Annotated in this window: 15 protein-coding genes; 8 read left to right on the forward strand and 7 right to left on the reverse strand. The window is 71.1% G+C overall.

Annotated elements, in window-relative coordinates; genetic code table 11:
- Positions 1-91 precede the first annotated feature (91 nt).
- Positions 92-274, forward strand: a complete 183-nt coding sequence (locus tag E0500_RS31625) for a hypothetical protein (RefSeq protein ID WP_131559105.1) — start codon at positions 92-94, stop codon at positions 272-274.
- Here the strand turns inward: E0500_RS31625 and E0500_RS31630 are convergent.
- Entirely contained in the window at positions 264-1061 is a 798-nt protein-coding gene (locus E0500_RS31630; RefSeq protein ID WP_131559107.1) for a site-2 protease family protein, read from the reverse strand. The genes E0500_RS31625 and E0500_RS31630 overlap by 11 nt on opposite strands.
- A gap of 159 nt (positions 1062-1220) precedes the next feature.
- Here E0500_RS31630 and E0500_RS31635 point away from each other — a divergent pair, with 159 nt between their 5' ends.
- Positions 1221-4562: a BTAD domain-containing putative transcriptional regulator gene (locus tag E0500_RS31635; protein WP_131559108.1), complete on the forward strand. Its 3342-nt coding sequence runs from the start codon at positions 1221-1223 to the stop codon at positions 4560-4562.
- Between the two features lie 47 nt (positions 4563-4609).
- On the opposite strand, the gene E0500_RS31640 is transcribed toward E0500_RS31635, so the two are convergent.
- The 3 genes from E0500_RS31640 to panB all read right to left on the reverse strand — a co-directional run bounded on the left by E0500_RS31640 (position 4610) and on the right by panB (position 7678).
- On the reverse strand, positions 4610-5473 hold the full coding sequence (locus E0500_RS31640; protein WP_258573688.1) for an ABC transporter permease: 864 nt from the start codon (positions 5471-5473) through the stop codon (positions 4610-4612).
- Positions 5470-6495, reverse strand: coding sequence for an ATP-binding cassette domain-containing protein (locus tag E0500_RS31645; RefSeq protein WP_131559110.1), 1026 nt, complete (start codon positions 6493-6495; stop codon positions 5470-5472). The genes E0500_RS31640 and E0500_RS31645 overlap by 4 nt, the downstream gene beginning before the upstream one ends.
- 277 nt (positions 6496-6772) lie before the next feature.
- Positions 6773-7678: a 3-methyl-2-oxobutanoate hydroxymethyltransferase gene (gene panB, locus E0500_RS31650; protein ID WP_131559112.1), complete on the reverse strand. Its 906-nt coding sequence runs from the start codon at positions 7676-7678 to the stop codon at positions 6773-6775.
- Positions 7679-7886: 208 nt separating this feature from the next.
- Here panB and E0500_RS31655 point away from each other — a divergent pair, with 208 nt between their 5' ends.
- From E0500_RS31655 to E0500_RS31670, 4 genes are all read left to right on the forward strand, one after another.
- On the forward strand, positions 7887-9479 hold the full coding sequence (locus E0500_RS31655; RefSeq protein ID WP_131559114.1) for an MFS transporter: 1593 nt from the start codon (positions 7887-7889) through the stop codon (positions 9477-9479).
- Positions 9480-9620: 141 nt separating this feature from the next.
- Positions 9621-10262: a TetR/AcrR family transcriptional regulator gene (locus E0500_RS31660; protein ID WP_181587299.1), complete on the forward strand. Its 642-nt coding sequence runs from the start codon at positions 9621-9623 to the stop codon at positions 10260-10262.
- A 385-nt stretch (positions 10263-10647) separates the two neighbouring features.
- The gene (locus E0500_RS31665) at positions 10648-11682 is read left to right on the forward strand and encodes an endonuclease/exonuclease/phosphatase family protein (protein WP_131559116.1); all 1035 of its coding nucleotides are present in this window, start codon (positions 10648-10650) and stop codon (positions 11680-11682) included.
- A gap of 108 nt (positions 11683-11790) precedes the next feature.
- Positions 11791-13023: an MFS transporter gene (locus E0500_RS31670; protein WP_131559118.1), complete on the forward strand. Its 1233-nt coding sequence runs from the start codon at positions 11791-11793 to the stop codon at positions 13021-13023.
- A gap of 282 nt (positions 13024-13305) precedes the next feature.
- Here E0500_RS31670 and E0500_RS31675 read toward each other — a convergent pair whose 3' ends face one another.
- Together E0500_RS31675 and E0500_RS31680 are read right to left on the reverse strand one after the other, a co-directional pair.
- The gene (locus tag E0500_RS31675; protein ID WP_131559120.1) at positions 13306-13926 is read right to left on the reverse strand and encodes a DUF305 domain-containing protein; all 621 of its coding nucleotides are present in this window, start codon (positions 13924-13926) and stop codon (positions 13306-13308) included.
- A 24-nt stretch (positions 13927-13950) separates the two neighbouring features.
- A complete protein-coding gene (locus tag E0500_RS31680; RefSeq protein WP_131559121.1) occupies positions 13951-14610 on the reverse strand; it encodes a DUF3105 domain-containing protein in 660 nt (219 codons plus the stop codon).
- Positions 14611-15010: 400 nt separating this feature from the next.
- Here E0500_RS31680 and glnA point away from each other — a divergent pair, with 400 nt between their 5' ends.
- Positions 15011-16372, forward strand: a complete 1362-nt coding sequence (gene glnA / locus E0500_RS31685; RefSeq protein WP_131559123.1) for a type I glutamate--ammonia ligase — start codon at positions 15011-15013, stop codon at positions 16370-16372.
- A 100-nt stretch (positions 16373-16472) separates the two neighbouring features.
- Here the strand turns inward: glnA and E0500_RS31690 are convergent, their stop codons facing one another.
- Positions 16473-16988, reverse strand: a complete 516-nt coding sequence (locus E0500_RS31690; protein WP_131559125.1) for a pyridoxamine 5'-phosphate oxidase family protein — start codon at positions 16986-16988, stop codon at positions 16473-16475.
- A gap of 401 nt (positions 16989-17389) precedes the next feature.
- Here E0500_RS31690 and E0500_RS31695 point away from each other — a divergent pair, with 401 nt between their 5' ends.
- Positions 17390-20410: a bifunctional [glutamine synthetase] adenylyltransferase/[glutamine synthetase]-adenylyl-L-tyrosine phosphorylase gene (locus E0500_RS31695; RefSeq protein ID WP_131559127.1), complete on the forward strand. Its 3021-nt coding sequence runs from the start codon at positions 17390-17392 to the stop codon at positions 20408-20410.
- The last annotated feature ends 321 nt before the right edge of the window (positions 20411-20731 follow it).

Here is a 20731-nt window from a genome sequence, read left to right on the forward strand (position 1 = left end):
GGACACTGGACGCTGCACCACCACCGCTGGCGTCACGGACAGTGACGTCGTCACCACTGACGTCCGACCGTCCTGTCAGGAGCCGACCCCCATGCCCCGCCTTGCTCTGTACACCCTCACTGTCTGCCTGCTCTCCGTGGCCGCCGCCGTGGTCTCCTTCGTCCAGGACAGCTGGCTGGGGATCGTCTGGGTGCTGCTGGCCGGGCTGTCGTCCAACATGACGTGGTACTACGCGCGGCGCGCGAGGGCAGGGCGCGGCTCCGTCACGGAGTGACGCACACGTTGCCGCCCTCCTGCCAGAAGCGGTACAGATTCAGGCCGCAGTATGTGTCGAGGTCGCTGATGCCCAGTCCGCTCAGCACGGCGTCGACCGCGCCGAAGAACGCGGCGTTCACCTCCGGGATCCACAGCACCGCGAACACCAGCAGCAGCCCGAACGGCGCGAGCGGCTCCATCTGGCGGCGGGCCTTGTGCGACAGCCAGGGCTCGATCACCCCGTAGCCGTCCAGGCCCGGCACCGGCAGGAAGTTCAGGATCGCGGCCGTGACCTGCAGCAGCGCCAGGAACGCCAGCGCGTACCGGAACGCCGTCGGGACCCCGTCCAGCGCGTCCAGCCAGAACGGCGCCGTGCAGACCACCGCGAACGCCACGTTGGTCAGCGGGCCCGCCGCCGAGATCAGGCTGTGCCTCCAGCGGCCCCGGATGCGCCCGCGCTCGATGAACACCGCACCGCCCGGCAGACCGATCCCGCCCATGATCACGAACAGCACCGGCAGGACGATGCTGAGGAGAGCATGCGTGTAGGCGAGAGGATTGAGGGTCAGGTACCCCTTCGCGCCGATCGAGATGTCGCCGCTGTGCAGGGCCGTGCGCGCGTGGGCGTACTCGTGCAGACAGAGGGAGACGATCCAGGCCGCCGTCACGAAGAGGAAGACCGCGATCCCGGGCTGCTCGGCGAAGCCGGTCCACGTGGCCCAGCCCGTGACCGCCATCACGGCCACGATGCCCAGGAAGACAGGACTGATCCTCCGCTCGCTCCGGCGGGACGTGGCGATGGCCATGGGGCGTGCTCCCTGGTGTGGGCTGCGGGTGGCGGGTCGGTTCGGTCGCGGGTCGACCGTATCGGTGCTGTGGGGGCAACGTCCTGCGGGCGGTGTGAGGTTCCTGCGGTTCATGCGGGTCCGAAACCCGGAGGCGGTGCCGGGGCGCCGCCGGAGACAATGGACCCCGTGCGCTATCGCATCCTTGGCACCACCCAGGCGTTCCGCCCCGACGGCTCCCCCGCTCCGGTCGGCGGGGCGCGGCTGCGTGCCCTGCTGACCGTGCTTGCGCTGCGGCCCGGGCGTACGGTGCCTGTGACCGTGCTGGTCGACGAGGTGTGGGACGGTGAGCCGCCCGCGGACGCGTCCGGCGCGGTGCAGGCGCTGGTCGGGCGGTTGCGCAGGGCGCTCGGCTCGGACGCGGTCGCCTCGGCCGACGGCGGCTACCGGCTGGTCGCGGGCGCGGACGACATCGACCTCCACCGCTTCGAACGGCTCGCCGGCGAAGGATCGCGCGCCCTGGCCGACGGTGACGCGGCGAAGGCCGCCGTGGTGCTGGACGACGCCCTGGCCCTCTGGCAGGGGCCGGCCCTCGCCGACCTCCCCGACCGTACGGCCACGGCGGCCCGCTGGGAGGCGCGCCGGCTCGACGCCCGCCGCGCCCGTCTCACCGCGGCCCTCGCCCTGGGCCAGGCCCAGCAGCACCTTCCCGAACTCACGGCGCTCTGCGACGCCCACCCGCTGGACGAGCCCCTCCAGGCCCTGCGGCTGCGAGCCCTGCGCGACGCGGGGCGCACGGCTCAGGCACTGGCCGCGTACGAGGGCGTACGGCGACTGCTGGCGGATCGGCTGGGCGCGGATCCGGGTGCGGAACTGAGGGGGCTGCATGGGGAGTTGCTGGACCAGCAAGCCCGTCCGGCGTTTGAGGACGAGGCCGTTCAGGCCGACAAGCAGGGGTCTGGGGGCGGCAGCCCCCAGGGAAGGGATGGGACGGGTAGGGGCGGCGGGGGCGAAAACCCCAAGCCCGGCAACCTCCGCGCCCGGCTCACCTCCTTCGTCGGCCGGGACGCCGACATCGACGCCATCCGGGGTGACCTGACGGCGGGCCGGCTCGTGACCCTGCTGGGCCCCGGCGGGGCGGGCAAGACCCGGCTGTCGCAGGAGGCGGGGGAGGCCGTGGCCGAGGCCGTCCCCGACGGCGTCTGGCTGGCCGAACTGGCGCCGGTCGACGACCCCGAGAACGTCCCGGAGGCCGTACTCACCGCCCTCGGCGCCCGCGAGACCGTCCTGAGGGGAGCCGGCGCCGAGGAGATGCGGGCCATGGCCGACCGGCACGACGACCCGGTCAGCCGCCTCGTCGAGCACTGCGGCCGACGCAGCATGCTGATCGTCCTCGACAACTGCGAGCACGTGGTCGACGCCGCCGCCCGCCTCGTCGAGCGGCTGCTGGAGCGCTGTCCCGGACTGACCGTACTGGCCACGAGCCGCGAACCCCTCGGCGTACCGGGGGAGTTGCTGCGACCCGTGGATCCGCTGCCGCAGCCGTACGCGCTGCGGCTGCTCGCCGACCGCGGCGCCGCCGCCCGCCCCGGCTTCGACCCCGCGGACGATCCGGAGGCGGCGGCCGAGATCTGCCGGCGCCTCGACGGCCTGCCCCTCGCCATCGAACTGGCGGCCGCCCGGCTCCGGATGCTGACGCTGCGACAGGTCGCGGAGCGGCTCGACGACCGGTTCCGGCTGCTCACCAACGGCAGCCGGACCGTGCTGCCCCGACAGCAGACCCTGCGTGCCGTCGTCGACTGGTCCTGGGACCTCCTCGACGAGGGCGAACGGGACGTCCTGCGGCGGCTGTCGGTGTTCGCGGGCGGCTGCGACCTCGCCGCCGCCGAGGCCGTCTGCGGCCCGGCCGCGCTGGAGGCGCTCGGCTCGCTCGTCGACAAGTCCCTCGTGGTGGCAACCCCCGGCGGGGACGGCGCGATGCGCTACCGGCTCCTGGAGACCGTCGCCGAGTACGCCCGCGAGCGGCTCGACGAGACGGGTGCGCGGGCCGCCGCCGAGCGCGCCCACCTCACGTACTACCGCGAAGTCGCCCGCACCACCGACCCGTTGCTGCGCGGCCCCGGCCAGCGCATGGCGATCGAGCTGCTGGAGCTGGAGTACGAGAACATCCGCACGGCCCTCCGCCACGCCGTCGCCGAACGCGACGAACAGGAGGCCCTCAGCCTGGCGCTGTCGCTGTGCTGGTACTGGCAGATGCGCGATCTGCGCAGCGAGGCCCGCACCTGGTCCGCCGAGGTCATGGCGCTCGGCCCCGACCCCTTCGCCGGGCCCGCGCTCCCCGCCCCGGACGTGCTCGAAGGCCTCACCGACGGCCCGCCGCCGATGAGCCCCGAGGTCCTCGCGGAGGCCCGGCGCGGGGTGCACCTCCTCCACCTCGCCTGCATGGACATGGACCTGGGCGCCTGGGAAACCCCGCAGGCCAGACAGAAGCTGCTCGTCATCAGCGGGACCTACCGGCCGGGCCAGCCGCAGACCTGCCGTTTCCCCGGCTCCATGTGGTTCTTCGCCGTTCTGCTCAGCGCCGAACTGGAGCGCACCCGCGATGTCATCAACGAGACCGTGAACACCTGCCGCGAGCTCGGCTACTCCTGGGAGCTGGCGCAGGCCCTGCAACTGCGGGCCAACATCCTCGCCAACCGCAGCGACTGGACGGGCGACGCCACCCGCGACGCCGACGAGGCGCTGGAGCTGTTCACCCGGATCGGCGACGCCTGGGGCGCGGCGGAGGCACTCTCCGCGCGAGGTGAGGCCCAGGAGCGCAAGGGCGACTACGAGGGCGCCGCCGCGGACTTCGCACGGGCCCTGGAGTACGCAGAACAACTCGGCGCCCGCGCCCAGCTGGGTGTCCTCAGAGCCCGCCTCGGCGGTGTGCTCATCGAGGGCGGGGACGCCGAGCGCGGCGAGAAGATGCTGTTCGAGGTGCTGGAGAGCGCTCAGGGCAGCACCAACGAGGCCATTCCGGCCGCCCGGCTCTTTCTCGCGGCCTGGCTCGGCCGCCGCCGGCGCATGGCGGAGGCGTGGGAGCAGATCAGGCTGCTGCGGGAGGATTTCGAGGCCGTCAACTTCGTGATCTTCTCCAGCTTCGTCGCCGGCATCGAGGGCTGGCTGGAGGCGCTGTCGGGCCGCCATGAGGAGGCCCTGGTCAAGCTGCGCGAGGCGCTGGCACGGGCCACGGACCCGATCACCCGCAACATCGCGCCCCACTTCGTCTCCGTGCAGCTCACCGGGGCCGCCATCGCCGTCGCCGGCGTGGACGGCGGCAGCCGGGCACGGGACGCGGCCCGTCTCCTCGGCGCCGCCGACGCGATGCTGCCCCAGGGCCACTTCTCCAGCCCCCTGGAGGTCGAGAACCGCGGGCTGGCCGAGTCCGCGGCCCGGGCCGTACTGGACGACGCGGCGTACGAGACGGCCCACGCCGAGGGCGGCGCGCTCTCCGTGGAGGAGGCCACCGCCCTGGTCTGAGCCGTCGTCCGGCCCGGGGCCCGCGCGTCAGCTCTCGTCAGTTCTCGTCAGCTCTTCGTACGGAACTTGTGGATCGCGACCGGCGCCATCACCACGGTGATAGCCACCGACCAGGCCAGCGTCACCCACAGGTCCTGCGCGACCGGGCCGCCCACCATGAGGCCGCGCGCCGCGTCGGCGAGCGTGGACAGCGGGTTGTAGTCGGTGAAGGCCTGCAGCCAGCCGGGCATCGACTGGGTCGGCGCGAAGATCGACGAGCCGAACTGCAGCGGGAACAGCACCAGGAAGCCCATCGCCTGCACGGACTGCGCGTTCTTCAGGATCACGCCCAGAGTGAGGAACACCCACATGATCGACGAGGCGAACACCGCGGACAGGCCCACGGCGGCGAACAGACCGTCCCAGTGGTTGATGTCGAAGCCGACCAGGACGGCGACGATCATCAGCACGGTCGTCGCGAACAGCATCCGCGCCAGCTCCACCGAGACCTTCGCGAACAGTACCGAGCCGCGCCCGATCGGCAAGGACCGGAAGCGGTCCATGACACCGGAGTTGAAGTCCTGGCTGAACCCGGTGCCGACGCCCTGGGACAGCGTCATGCTCATCATCGCGATCATGCCGGGGATCACGTACTGCACGTAACCGTCCTGCCCGCCGCCCAGGGCCTGCCCGATCGAGCCGCCGAAGACGTACACGAACAGCAGGGTGAAGACGACCGGCATCAGCAGCGCGTCGAACATCGACTCGGGGTCCTGCCGGATCCACAGCAGATTGCGGCGGATCAGGGCGCCGGTGTGGCGCAGATGGCCGCGCAGCGGAATACGTGCGTCGGCTGTGGTGCCGGCGGTGAATGCAGGGGCGGCGCGAAGCGCCTCGTTCAGGGTGGTGGTGGGCGACGGGTGGGAGCTCATACGGCGACCTCCTCGCGGGTGTCGGCGGGCACGGCGTCCTGCGGGGCACTGGCGCGATGGCCGGTGAGGGACAGGAACACCTCGTCCAGGCTGGGCAGTTCGGTGGTGATGGAGCTGATCGTGATGGAGCGCGCGGTGACCGCGCCGACCACGGCGGTCAGCTGCTCGTCGCTGAGGATCGGGACGAGTACGGCACCGCCCTCGGTGTCGACGGTCGAGTTGGCGAGCCCCGTGATGCCGAGTTCGTCGAGGGCGGAGGCGAGCGGCCGCAACTGCAGCGGATCAGCGGGCCGCACCCGCAGCGTCCGCCCTCCGACCCTGGCCTTGAGCTCGTCGATGGCGCCGCCCGCGATGACCTTCCCGCGGTCGACGACGGTCAGCTCGGAGGCGAGCTGCTCGGCCTCCTCCATGTACTGGGTGGTGAGCAGCACGGTCACCCCCTCACCGACCATGGCCTTGACCTCGTCCCACACCTCGTTACGGGTACGGGGGTCGAGCCCGGTGGTCGGCTCGTCGAGGAACAGCACCTCGGGCCGCCCGATCATCGAGGCGGCGAGGTCGAGCCGCCGCCGCATGCCGCCGGAGTAGGTGCTCGCGGGCCGCATGGCGGCCTCCGTGAGCGAGAACCGCTCCAGCAGCTCGTCGGCGCGAGCGCGCGCGTCCTTCCGCGGCAGATCGAGCAGCCGCCCGATCATGTACAGGTTCTCCCAGCCCGGGAGCTTCTCGTCGACCGACGCGTACTGCCCGGTGAGCCCGATCACCCGGCGCAGCTGCCGGGGCTGCCGTACGACGTCGTATCCGGCGACGGTCGCCTGTCCCGCGTCGGGCGCGAGCAGGGTGGACAGAATCCGCACGAGGGTGGTCTTGCCGGCCCCGTTCGGCCCGAGCACACCCATCACGGTGCCCTCGCGCACGTCCAGGTCGACGCCGTCCAGCGCCTTGGTCTCGCCGTAGTGCTTGACCAGTCCCCGGACGGTGACGGCCCCGTTCGGGCCGCCTGGGTTCTTGTCGTTTCGCTTCATGGGGACGACCGTGCCAGACCCCACCGACAAACGACCGACAGAGCACCGACAGCAGGTGAATGACGGCCGACACCACCGACAATTCCCCGACGATCACCGAAACCATCAATTGAGAATCCACGACGGCGAGCAACCAGGTCCGCGAGAGCGGCGCCGGCTTAGGCGCAAAAAGGTGCCGAGCAACCAGGTCCGCGAGAGCGGCGCCGGCTTAGGCGCAAAAAACAGCAGCCCGCCGACGGGGGAAGATCGGCGGGCTGCTGGGTGGTGCCGTGGTGGATCAGTGGACGGAGTGCTCCTCCTGGGGGAACGTTCCGCCGATGACGTCCTCGGCGAAGGACCTGGCCGCGCCGGCCATGACCTCGCGGAGGTTGACGTACTGCTTCACGAACTTCGGTACCCGCCCCCCGGTCAGCCCGAGCATGTCGGTCCAGACCAGGACCTGCGCGTCCGTCTCGGGGCCCGCGCCGATACCGACCGTCGGGATGTGGAGCACGCGCGTGACCTCGGCCGCCAGCTCGGCCGGGACCAGTTCGAGGACGACGGCGAAGGCGCCGGCGTCCTGCACGGCCTTCGCGTCCCGCAACAGCTGCGCGGCCGCCTCATCGCCACGCCCCTGCACGCGGTAGCCCATCGCGTTGACCGACTGAGGGGTCAGTCCGATGTGCGCCATGACCGGGATGCCGGACTCCACGAGGAGCTCGATCTGGCGGTGGGAGCGTTCGCCGCCCTCCAGCTTGACCGCTCCGACGCCCGCCTCCTTGATCAGGCGCGTCGCCGAGCGCAGGGCCTGGACGGGGCCCTCCTGGTACGACCCGAAGGGCAGGTCGCCGACGATCAGGGCACGGCTGGTGCCGCGGACGACCGCCGCCGACAGCATCGTCATCTCGTCGAGGGTGACGGGCACGGTGGTCTCGTACCCCAGGTGGCAGTTGCCCGCCGAGTCGCCGACGAGCATCACCGGAATGCCGGCCTCGTCGAAGACGGACGCGGTCAGCGCGTCGTACGCGGTGAGCATGGGCCACTTCTCGCCGCGCTCCTTGGCGGCGGCAATGTCGCGCACGGTGATCCGCCGGGTGCTCTTGCCCCCGTACAGCGCCCTGCTGCTGTCGGAGGGCTTGAGCGCACCCTGTGCGGGCTGCTCGGGCTGCTCGGGCTGCTCGGGGGCAGCCGGAAGCTGCGTCATCGCAACGGCTCCTTCTGTCATCTCGAGGCGCCCTCACGGCGTCCCCGGACCGTCTCCATGGTGGCACCTCGTGCCAGGCCCGGCCAGACCGGGGCGGGGGATGTCTGTCACGTACCTAAGCCCGTCGCCCTAGGTCCTCGCTTAAGGGCTCCGTAAAGGATTTCGATACGAGACGGTCCCGTATCGAAAGCTCGTTAGGGTCGTACCCATGACTTCTCCTGCTGTCCCTGCCGAGCGGCGGGTCCCGGAAGCCGTACACAGGCGCCGCTGGGCCATCCTCGGCGTACTGATGCTGAGCCTGCTGATCGTCGTGCTCGACAACTCGATCCTGAACGTCGCCATCAAGACGATCTCCACGCCCGCTCCGACCGGGCTCGGCGCCACCCAGAGCGAGCTGGAGTGGGCGATCAACGCCTACACGCTCGTCTTCGCCGGGCTGCTGTTCAGCGCCGGGCTCCTGGGCGACCGGCTGGGGCGGAAGAAGGTGCTGCTCGCCGGGCTCGTGGTGTTCGGCGTCGGATCGGCGCTGGCGGCCCAGTCGGGTTCCCCCGCCGAACTCATCGCGTTCCGTGCCGTGATGGCCCTCGGGGCGGCGTTCGTGATGCCCGCCACCCTGGCCGTCCTGATGAACGTCTTCGAGCGGGACGAGCAGCCGAAGGCCATCGGCATCTGGGCGGGCGGTGTCGGGCTCGCCATCGCCATCGGGCCCATCACCGGAGGGGTCCTTCTCGACCACTTCTGGTGGGGGTCCGTCTTCCTCATCAACGTGCCGATAGTCGTCCTCGCGCTGGCGCTGATGCTGTGGCTGGTGCCCGACTCACGGGACCCGAACCCTGGGCGCGTGGACCCCCTCGGTGTCGTGCTCTCCATCGTCGGGCTCGTGCTGCTCGTGTACGGCATCATCAAGGGCGGCCAGCTCGCGGACTTCACGAACGCCACCGTGCTCGCGACCATCGGGGCCGGACTCGCGGTGCTCGCCGTCTTCGTCCTGTTCGAGAAGCGCAGCGACCATCCGTCCATCGATGTCACGTACTTCAAGAACAAGGTCTTCTCGGCGGCCATCGCCGCCATCGCGCTCGTGTTCTTCGCGCTCATGGGCGTGACCTTCTTCTCCGTCTTCTACACCCAGAGCGTGCGCGGTTACTCGCCGTTGCACGCCGGCCTGTTGCTGCTGCCGCTGGCCGTCGCGCAGATGGTGTTCGCGCCGCGGGCCCGGCTGGTCGTGGACCGGTTCGGCAACAAGGCGGTGTGCACGGCGGGGCTGTTGACCGTCGCGGCGATGCTGGCCGCCTTCACGGCACTGGAGGCGGACACGCCGATCTGGATCCTCGAAGTGATCTTCTTCTTCATGGGGGCCGGCATGGCGCACATCATGACCCCGGTGAGCGTCGTCATCATGCAGGCGCTGCCGCGCGAGAAGGCCGGCTCGGCGTCCGCCCTCAGCAACACCTTCCGCCAGCTCGGCGGCGCCCTGGGCATCGCGGTCCTCGGCTCGGTGCTGTCGACGGCGTACCGCTCCGGCATCGAGGACAGGCTGCCGCCCGCCGCCCGGCACCAGGCGGGCGAGTCCATCGAGGCCACCCTCGGCTTCGCCGCGAAGCTCGGCGTCAAGGGCGAGGCCCTGGTCGCCCCGGCCCACGACGCCTTCCTGCACGCGATGCACGTCACCGCACTGTGCGGGGCGGGAGTGGCCGTGTTCGGGGCGGTGGTGGTGGCGCTGTTCCTGCCGGGAAAGGCACCACAGGAACAACGGGAGCCCGGGGAGACCGAGTTGGTGACAGCGGATAAAGCGGATCAATAGGGCGGATAAGGCAGACCCATCGGGCGGACGCGCGATGTCGTTCGGCGGACGTCAAGGAGTTTGTCCGGGCACCGCGTGCCCCTCGCGGTCGTTCAGACGGGAGAATCGCCCCACGCCGACAACACAGGGACGGAGCCGATCGTGAGCCTCGCCGAGAGCCGAGCCAGGGAAGGCAGCACGGCAGTGGGCCCCGGGAGCCCCGTCCGGGGACGCCCGCGCAGCGAGGCCGTGGAACGCTCCATCATCGAAGGGGTGATGAAGCTCCTTGAGGAGGGTGTGCCGCTCGCGGAGTTGTCCATCGAGCGGGTGGCGCGCACCGCGGGCGTCGGCAAGGCCACCATCTACCGCCGCTGGAGCGGCAAGGAGGAGCTCTTCGTCGACGTCCTGCGCGCGGCCGAACCACCGGACCCCGTGCTCCCCGGCACCTCCCTGCGCGACGACCTCGTCGCCCTGCTGGAATCGCTGCGCCGGCGCGGCCTGATGAGCCGTTCCTCGGCGATCCTGCACAACGTCCACGTGCAGATGAAGAGCAGCCCGAAGATCTGGGCCGCGTACCACGCCGTCGTGATCGAACCCCGGCGCCGTACCACCTTCGAGGTACTGCGCCGGGGCCGGGAGAACGGCGAACTCCGGGCCGACCTCGACATCGAGCTGGTCAGCGACCTGTTCGTGGGCCCCATGCTCGTACGCACCGTCATGCGCCCGGACGCCGCACTCGACGAGGAACTGGCCGAGCACATCGTCGACACGGTCCTGGCGGGACTGCGGCCGGACAGCGTGTAGTCCTTCACCGCGACTCGCCGCCGACGGCCCGTTCGCGCAGGGTGACATTTCTCGCAGAGCCAGCAGAGCCAGCAGAGCCAGCAGAGCCAGCAGGGCCATGCGCGGCCTCGTCCCCGGCCGGAAGACTCCTTGAAACCTTGAAGTCCGAACCCCTTCCTGAAGTGACGTCACAAAACCACACCTCACAACTCCCCGCTGGTGCGCCCGCTGGTGTGCGCGTTTCGTCACAGAGAGCGTTCTCCGGCCGCCGGTTCGGAACTTCGGCAGCTGAGATCTTCGTCATCGTGCCCGTACGGCCGTCACAGGACGGCGGGACGGACGGCGATCATCCCCTAGGGTCGTAGGCGCGGGGGACGACGTGCACGGCAGGTTGTGAGGCGACGGTATGGCGCAGGCGTATGTGACGGAGACGGGCGGCGGCACGGGTGCGGGCCGCGAGCGGTCCCGGCTCCGGCGCCTGTGGGGCGGCTGGCGGGGCGACCGGGGGATCTGGCGCCGCGGCATCGTGATCGCGGCCCTCGCGGTGATCCTCGCGCTGATGATGGTGCTGCACGCGCGGATCCCCAACAAGATCGGCAACCTCGGCAGCCTCACCGACACGTTCCTGCCCTGGCTCGGCGTGTTCGTCCCGGTGCTCCTGGTCCTCGCGCTCATCCGCCGGTCCGCGACCGCGCTCATCGCCGTGCTGCTGCCCACGGCCGTCTGGCTGAACCTCTTCGGTGGGCTCGTCACCGACAAGGCCAGCAGTGGCGGTGACCTGACCGTCGCCACGCACAACGTCAACGCGGAGAACCCGGACCCGTCCGGCACGGCCCGCGACGTCGCCGCCTCCGGGGCGGACGTGGTGGCGCTGGAGGAACTGACCGAGGAGGCCGTGCCGGTCTACGAGAAGGCGCTGGAGCCGACATACAAGTACCACAAGGTGGTCGGCACCGTCGGGCTGTGGAGCAAATACCCGATGAGCGACACCAAGTCCGTCGACATCAAGCTGGGCTGGGAGCGCGCGATGCGCTCGACCGTGACGACGCCGGAGGGCGAGGTCGCCGTCTACGTCGCCCATCTGCCCTCGGTGCGGGTGAAGCTGGAGGCCGGGTTCACCGCGCGACAGCGCGACAAGAGCGCCAACGCCCTGGGCGCGGCCATCGCGGACGAGCCCATCAGGCAGGTCGTCCTGCTCGGCGACCTCAACGGCACGATGAACGACCGTGCGCTCAACGCCGTCACCGCACAGATGCGTTCCACGCAGGGCGCGGCGGGCAGCGGTTTCGGCTTCAGCTGGCCGGCGTCCTTCCCGATGGCCCGCATCGACCAGATCCTGGTGCGGGACGCCGAACCGGAGGCGTCGTGGACGCTGCCGGCGACGGCGAGTGACCATCTGCCGCTCGCGGCGCGTGTGAAACTCGGCACATCGGCCCCCTGAACACCTGCTTGAAACCAGGGCGTCACCTGCCGGAATGCTGGGCCGGGGAGAGTTTGTTCCGTCTTTGAACATACGATGGAACGAAACCTCCCTCCGAAAGGCCTCTCCATGCCCCTCGCCCTGCTCGCCCTCGCCGTGGGCGCGTTCGGGATCGGTACGACCGAGTTCGTGATGATGGGCCTGCTGCCCGACGTCGCGGTCGACCTGCGCGTCTCCCTCCCCACCGCCGGGCACCTCGTCTCGGCGTACGCGCTGGGCGTGGTGATCGGTGCTCCACTGCTGGCCGCGGTGACGGCCCGAATGTCCCGCCGCACGGTCCTCATCGCCCTGATGGCGCTGTTCGTGTTCAGCAACGCCCTGTCGGCCCTCGCGCCCGACGCGCACTGGCTGCTGGCCGCCCGTTTCCTGAGCGGGCTGCCGCACGGTGCCTTCTTCGGTGTGGGCGCCGTCGTCGCCACGAACCTGGTGGCACCCGAGCGCAAGGCCCGTTCGGTCTCGCTGATGTTCCTGGGGCTGACGGTCGCGAACGTCGCGGGGGTGCCCGCGGCGACGCTCGTGGGGCAGCACCTCGGCTGGCGCGCCGCGTTCCTCGGGGTGAGCGTGATCGGGCTGGCGGCGATCGGTTCCCTGGCGCTGCTGCTGCCCCGTGACCATGCCCACGGCGGGACGCCGGGTGGTGGCCTGCGCGGTGAACTGGCCGCCCTCCGCTCGGGGCCCGTCTGGCTGGCGCTGGGCACGACCGTCGCGGGCTTCGGCGCCCTCTTCGCCGCGTACAGCTACATCGCGCCCATGCTGACGGCGGCCGCCGGGTACGCCGAGGCGAGCGTGACGCTGCTGCTGGCGCTGTTCGGCGTGGGGGCGACGGTGGGCAACCTCGTGGGCGGCCGGCTCGCGGACCGCGCGATGCGGGGGACGCTGTTCGGCGGTCTGGTCTCGCTGGTCGTGGTGCTGGCCCTGTTCCCGCTGCTGATGCAGTCGGCGTGGACGGCCGCCCTCGCCGTGACGCTGCTCGGCACGGCGGCCTTCGCCACCGGCTCGCCCCTCCAGCTCATGGTCATGGAGAAGGCGTGCACGGCCCCGTCCCTGGCCTCCTCCGCCAACCAGGCGGCCTTCAACCTGGCCAACGCGGGCGGTGCGTGGATCGGCGGGCTGACACTCGCCGCCGGCTTCGGGGTGACGTCTCCCGCGGTCGCGGGAGCGGGACTGGCCCTGCTGGGGCTGGGCGTCGCGGCTGTGGCGTACGTGGTCGATGTACGGCGGGGTGCCGTCGTACGGCAGAGCGGTCCCGGGCGCCTGGTGGCGGCGCATGTTCCGCAGGAGTCGGATGCGGTGGTGCGCTGAGGGGCTCCCGTAGCGCTCGCCCCGGAGGGGCGACGAAGTCGCCCGCCCGGCTGCGTAGGCCGCGGGAGCTGTCGGCGATCTTTCCGGGCCCGCGGATGCGACCGCCGCATCCGGGGGCCCGAGTGGCGCGAAAATTCCGCCCAGTAGCCAGTAGTCAGTAGCCCGGGGGCAGCCGAGGCACGCGGCCCGTTTAATCGTCAGAACGACGCAATGGGGTGGGCGGGCGTCTGGGGCGCCCCACGCACGGAGCGCCCCACGCCACCACCCGACCCAGGGACCGCCCTAACGCGGTGTCGCGCCCCGGTCCTTGAGCATGCCGGTCATGAGCTGGATCTCCGACTCCTGCCCGACGACCATGCCCTGCGCGAGCCTCTTCTCCACGCCGACCGTGCACTTGGAGACGCAGCCCTGCGCCATGTGGATGCCGCCCTTGTGGTGGTCGGTCATCAGCTGGAGGTAGAAGACCTCCGCCTCCTTGCCGCTGAGCTTGCCGAGCTTCTTTAGGTCGGCGTTGGTCGCCATACCCGGCATCAGCGAGCCGTCCTTGCCGGAGGCCATGTCGCCCATGCCCATCCACGTCATGGGCGCGTCCGACGACACCTTCGGCAGCTCCCACATGTCGAGCCAGCCGATCATCATGCCGCGCTGGTTGGCCTGGGTCTGCGCGATGTCGTACGCGAGCCGCCGCACCTCTTCGTTGTCGGTGCGGTCGCGGACGATGTACGACATCTCGACGGCCTGCTGGTGGTGGACCGCCATGTCCCGGGCGAAGCCCGCGTCCGCGGAGTCAGCGGCGGGCACCTTCGTGGCGGAGTCGTCGCCGTCGGCGACCGCGTACGTGATCGCTCCGGCCGCGACGAGCACCGCCGCGGCCCCGGAGGCGATCCAGACTATGTGCTTCATCTTCCCCACTGTGTCAGGCAGTTGCTACGAGAGGCCATTGGTGCAGGCGGCGCCCGGCTCAGGGGTCTGCTCGCCCTGCACATAGGTCTCGAAGAACTTGCCGAGGTTCGGGTCGCTCGCGCTGGTCACCGTACGCTGGACACCCCACGCGCTCAGCATGATCGGGTCCTTCTGGTCGTCGACCGGGCTCATCAGCGTGTACGGGGTCTGCTTGACCTTCTCGGCGAGCGCCTTGATGTCGTCCTCGGACGCCGCGCTGTTGTACGTCACCCAGACCGCGCCGTGCTCCAGGGAGTGCACGGCGTTCTCGTTCTTGATCGCCTTGTCGTAGACGTTGCCGTTGCAGTTCTGCCACGCCGGGTGGTGGTCGCCGCCGACCGGCGGTTCCACCGGGTACTTCACGGACTTGGTGACGTGGGTCTGGGCCAGCTTGCCCTCCCACTTCTTCACGCCGTCCTCGCCGGTGACGAACTTGCCCGAGGCGGCCTTGGTGTCACCGGCGGCGTCGCTGTCGTCGGACTGCGAGCGTATGAGGAACGCCCCGCCGACGACGAGACCGGCGACGATGACCACACTCGCGCCGATCGTGAGGATGCGGTTGCGACGCTCGCGGGTGCGCTCGGCGCGGCGCATCTCCTCTATTCGCGCCTTGCGCGCCGCGGAGCTGCTCTTCTTGGCGGACATGTCGTGAGTTCCTTCAGTGGGGGATGAGACGGGATGAGACGGGAGGGGCCCGCTGATCGTAATTTGACGCCCTCCCTCTCGTAAACGAGGGGGATTCCTGCCGGCCGGGACCCCGTATCTGCTCCGGGCCCCGGAACGACCGCGGCCGCAGGGCCCGGGCCGGCGGAAAGGGCAGGGCCTGCCATTACAGAAGCGCCGGCGAGCAGGCAAAATGGGCTCAGAGCCGTACACCTGCCGTGCGCGAGGCGTTCACACCGGAGTCGGTCGAACGATCAAGGTCCGCAACGCGCATGAAACGGTGTTGTGGTGGGATGCTCAGGTGCCGGACCGTTTCCCGTGGCACGGGCGTAGTGGCACGGGACCAGGCGGCCTGACCAGCAAGGATGGGTGGAAGCTAGACATGGACAAGCAGCAGGAGTTCGTGCTCCGCACATTGGAGGAGCGCGACATCCGGTTCGTACGCCTGTGGTTCACGGACGTGCTGGGCTTCCTCAAGTCCGTGGCCGTGGCCCCCGCCGAGCTGGAACAGGCCTTCGACGAGGGCATCGGCTTCGACGGCTCGGCCATCGAGGGCTTCGCGCGCGTCTACGAGTCCGACATGATCGCCAAGCCGGATCCGTCGACGTTCCAGGTCCTGCCGTGGCGTGCGGAGGCGCCCGGTACGGCCCGTATGTTCTGCGACATCCTCATGCCGGACGGCTCGCCGTCCTTCGCGGACCCGCGCTACGTCCTCAAGCGTGCCCTGGCCCGCACCTCCGACCTGGGCTTCACCTTCTACACCCACCCGGAGATCGAGTTCTTCCTCCTGAAGGACCGCCCGATGGACGGCTCCCGCCCCACCCCGGCCGACAATTCGGGCTACTTCGATCACACCCCGACCAACGTCGGCATGGACTTCCGCCGCCAGGCGATCACCATGCTGGAGTCCATGGGCATCTCGGTGGAGTTCTCCCACCACGAGGGCGCACCGGGCCAGCAGGAGATCGACCTGCGCTACGCCGACGCGCTCTCCACGGCCGACAACATCATGACGTTCCGCCTGGTCATGAAGCAGGTGGCGCTGGAGCAGGGTGTCCAGGCGACGTTCATGCCGAAGCCGTTCTCGGAGCACCCGGGCAGTGGCATGCACACGCACCTCTCGCTCTTCGAGGGCGACAGGAACGCGTTCTACGAGTCGGGCGCGGAGTACCAGCTCTCCAAGGTCGGCCGCTCCTTCATCGCGGGCCTGCTCAGGCACGCGGGCGAGATCGCGGCCGTCACCAACCAGTGGGTCAACTCCTACAAGCGCATCTGGGGCGGCGCCGAGCGCACCGCCGGCGCGGGCGGCGAGGCCCCCTCGTACATCTGCTGGGGCCACAACAACCGCTCGGCCCTGGTCCGCGTCCCGATGTACAAGCCCGGCAAGACGGGCTCGGCCCGCATCGAGGTCCGCTCCCTGGACTCCGGCGCGAACCCCTACCTCGCCTACGCCGTCCTCCTCGCCGCCGGCCTCAAGGGCATCGAGGAGGGCTACGAGCTCCCGCCGGGAGCCGAGGACGACGTCTGGGCCCTGTCCAACTCCGAGCGCCGCGCGATGGGCATCGAACCCCTGCCCCAGAACCTCGGCGAGGCCCTGTCCCTGATGGAGCGCAGTGACCTCGTCGCCGAGACGCTCGGCGAGCACGTCTTCGACTTCTTCCTCCGCAACAAGAAGCAGGAGTGGGAGGAGTACCGCAGCGAGGTCACGGCCTTCGAGCTGCGGAAGAACCTGCCTGTGCTGTAGGCGCGCAGGTCAGAGGCTTTCTCAAACAAAAAGCGGCCCCGGGGCCGGCGGAATTGATCCGCCGGCCCCGGGGCCCTTCTCACCGCTGCCGACGGCAACGTCAGTCGAACCGCCAGCGGGTCTGGCTGAAGGGCTCCCCCTTGCCGAAGCCGAAAACCCGGCAGGGCGCCACCGCGAAGACGACGGCCCGTCCGGGGCCGTGATGGAAGTGACCGTCCCGCACGTCGAAATGCCAGAAACTGCCGTACTTGGCCTCCCAGGCCGCGGCCAGCTCAAGCAACCGGTCGTCGTCGGTGACCCGGACCGCCTCGCCCTCCACCACCAGGTCGTAGCCCCTGTCCCAGGTGTTCGTGCCGGTGGTGAGCACGACCTGCGGGTTCTCCGCGAGGTTGCGTGCCTTGCGCTCCTCGGGGCCGGTGCAGAAGTGTAGCGCGCCGTCCGCCCACACCGCGGGCAGGGGCGTCACATGCGGGCGCCCGTCAGGCCGTACGGTCGAGATCCAGAAGAGCTCGGCCTCGGTGAGCATCGACTCGGCCTGCGGCCAGGTGGCCGGGGTGGCTCCTTCGCTGCTGTAGCGCGGATCGAGCCGGGTCTGTGGGGTCTCTTTGTCCGCCATGGTCGCCTCCGGGGGTGTGGGGGAGCGGGATGGCCGTCCGCAGGGACAGACCTCGCGCGGCCGCGGAACTCATCGGGGCGGGTGGTCTCCGACGGTCTGGCGGGTACGTCTCGTCTGCCGCGTTCCTGTCGGTGGGCGGCTGAGGGTCGTGTATGGCTGGTCGCGCCCACGCGGCGGAGCCGCAGGTTCAGCACAGCCCCGCGCCCCTGAAAGCCCGGGCGCGCGCCCGGCATCACGGCGCGGCGTCCCCGGCCAACGAACAAACGCCCAGGCACCCAAGTCACAACGACGGGAATCCCGCCCACGGCGATTCCGCACCCACCGCAACAGGCGCCCAGCGCACCCGCCCCCGTCGGGGTTACCCTCGGGGCCGAACGACCTTGATCCGAGGGAGGCCGGGGATGACGGCGCCGGGGCGCAGGAGCAGTACCTTCTCTCGGCTGCTGAGGCACGGCTTCACCGATCCGTCGGCCGCCGAGCGGCTCCTGGAGAGCACCGAGCTGACGGCCATAAGGAACGACCCGGTCCTGCTCGACGCGCTCGGTGCCACCGCCGACCCCGACCTGGCGCTCCTCGGCTTCGTCCGGCTGCTGGAGGCGCAGCCCGACGGGACCGCGCAGCGCGAGCTGCTGGACACGGTGATCGCGGCGAAGCCGTTGCGGGACCGGCTCCTCGGAGTGCTCGGCGCGTCGGCCGCGCTCGGCGACCACCTCGCCCGGCATCCGCACGACTGGCAGGCACTCGTCACATACGAGCCGGAGGACCTGCACCCGGGCGTCGAGCAGTTCGAGCGGGGGCTCGCCGAAGCCACCGACCCCGTCTCCCTCCGTGTCGCCTACCGCCGCTGCCTGCTCTCCATCGCCGCCCGCGACGTGTGCGGAACCACTGACGTCGCCCAGACCGCCGCCGAGCTCGCCGACCTCGCCACCGCCACCCTGCGCGCCGCCCTCGCTCTCGCCCGCGCGGCCGCCCCCGAGGACGCCGCGCTGTGCCGGCTCGCCGTCATCGCGATGGGCAAGTGCGGCGGCCACGAGCTGAACTACGTGTCCGACGTCGACGTCATCTTCGTCGGCGAGGCCGCCGGCTCCAGCGGCTCCACCGACTCCGCCGACGAGCAGAAGGCGTTGCAGGCGGCCACCAGGCTCGCCTCCCACCTGATGCGGATCTGCTCGGAATCCACCGTCGAGGGAACCATCTGGCCCGTCGACGCGAACCTCCGCCCCGAAGGCCGCAACGGACCGCTCGTGCGGACCCTCAGCAGTCACCTCGCCTACTACCAGCGCTGGGCCAAGACCTGGGAGTTCCAGGCCCTGCTGAAAGCCCGGCCCGTCGCGGGCGACATCGAACTCGGTGAGGAGTACATCGCCGCGCTCGACCCCCTCGTCTGGCAGGCCGCCGAACGCGAGAACTTCGTCGCCGACGTACAGAAGATGCGCCGCAGGGTCGTGGAGAACATCCCCGCCGCCGAGATCGAACGCGAGCTGAAACTCGGCCCCGGCGGCCTGCGCGACGTCGAGTTCGCCGTGCAACTCCTCCAGCTCGTGCACGGGCGCGGAGACACCTCACTGCGCAGTGGCACCACCCTCGACGCGCTGCGGGCCCTCGCCGCGGGCGGGTACGTGGGGCGGGCCGACGCCGTGCAGCTCGACGAGGCCTACCGTTTCCTGCGGTCCATGGAGCACCGCATCCAGCTCTTCCGGCTGCGCCGCACCCACCTCGTCCCCGCGGCCGAGGACGACCAGCGCCGCATCGGCCGGTCCCTGGGGCTGCGCACGGACCCGGTCCCCGAGCTGAACCGCGAGTGGAGGCGGCACGCGGCCGTCGTACGGCGCCTGCACGAGAAGCTCTTCTACCGGCCACTACTCGACGCCGTGGCCCAACTCGCCCCGGGCGAGACCCGGTTGAGCGCCGGCGCGGCCCGGGAGCGGCTGGTCGCCCTCGGCTACGCGGACCCGGCGTCGGCGCTCAGGCACCTGGAGGCACTCGCCTCGGGCGTCACCCGCAAGGCCGCGATCCAGCGCACCCTGCTCCCCGTCCTGCTGGGCTGGTTCGCGGACTCGGCCGACCCGGACGCGGGGCTGCTGGGTTTCCGCAAGGTGTCGGACGCGCTGGGCAAGACCCCCTGGTACCTGCGGCTCCTCCGGGACGAGGGAGCCGCCGCCGAGAACCTCGCCCGCGTGCTGTCGGCCGGCCGGCTCGCCCCCGACCTGCTGCTGCGCGCCCCCGAGGCCGTCGCCCTGCTCGGTGACGGCGATGGCAGGGGCGGCGGCCTCGAACCCCGCGAACGCGAGCACCTGGAACAGGAGATCCTCGCCGCCGTCGGACGCTCCGAGAACGACGAGCAGGCGGTCACCTTCGCCCGCGGAGTGCGCCGGCGCGAGTTGTTCCGTACGGCCGCCGCCGACATCGTCGCCTCCTACGGCACCGAGGAGGCACCGGGTGACGCCGACCAGGGGGCGCTGGTGGAACTGGTGGGCGGCGCGGTGTCGGACCTTACGGCGGCCACCCTCGCGGGGGCACTGCGGGCGGTCGTAGGAGACAGGTGGGGCGACACGCTGCCCACCCGGTTCGCGATCATCGGCATGGGCCGGTTCGGCGGGCACGAACTGGGCTACGGCTCCGACGCGGACGTCCTCTTCGTGCACGAGCCGCGCGACGGGGTCGACGAGCACGAGGCCGCGCGGGCCGCGGGCACCGTCGTCGCGGAGATGCGCCGGCTGCTCCAGCTCCCCAGCACCGATCCGCCGCTGCTGATCGACGCCGACCTGCGGCCCGAGGGCAAGTCCGGGCCGCTCGTCCGGACGCTGACGTCGTACGCGGCGTACTACCGGCGCTGGTCGCTGGTGTGGGAGTCGCAGGCACTGCTGCGCGCGGAACCCGTCGCGGGCGACGAGGATCTGGGCCGTCGTTTCATCGAGCTCGTCGACCCGCTGCGGTATCCGGCGGAGGGGCTGGGCGACGATGCCGTACGGGAGATCCGGCGGCTCAAGGCCCGGATGGAGTCGGAGCGGCTGCCGCGTGGCGCCGATCCCACGCTGCACACCAAGCTGGGCCGTGGCGGGCTGTCCGATGTCGAGTGGACCGTACAGCTCCTTCAGCTCCGGCACGGCTGGGCGGAGCCGGGGCTGCGCACCACGCGGACCCGTCGCGCCCTGGCCGCCGCGTGTGCCGCGGGGCTGATCTCCGAGGAGGACGCGGCGACCCTGGACGAGGCGTGGGTGCTGGCCACGCGGGTGCGGAACGCGGTGATGCTCGTGCGGGGGCGGGCCGGGGACATGTTCCCGTCGGGAGGCCGTGAACTCGCCGCCGTCGGACGCTACCTGGGCTACGGGCCCGGCCACGTGGGGGACATGCTCGACGACTACCGGCGCACGACGCGCAGGGCTCGGTCGGTCATGGAGGAGCTGTTCTACGGGGCGTGAGGCTGCGGGGTGCCTCCGGCGGTTGGGGCGGCTTGCAGGTTGGGGTGTTCGGGGCCCGTGGGCGGCTTTCCCGCCGTCGTGGCTTGGGCGCCTGCGGTTTCGTCGTGGGTCGGGTGCGCGCCGGGAGGTCTCCGTCCTCGGTCCGGCGGTTCTGTGGGGTGGGATGTGCTCGGCGGCGGGCGCCGGCCGCTGCGGGCGGACACCTCCCGGCACACCCCCTGCCGCGCGTACGCGTCTGCCGGTGCGTCGGGGGCTGGGCATGGCTGCCGGTGCGGTCGGGGTGCGGACACGGCTGGCGGTGCGTGGGCGGGTGTAGGTATG

It is taken from the genome of Streptomyces sp. KM273126 (assembly GCF_004337435.2).
Taxonomy (GTDB): Bacteria; Actinomycetota; Actinomycetes; order Streptomycetales; family Streptomycetaceae; genus Streptomyces; species Streptomyces acidicola.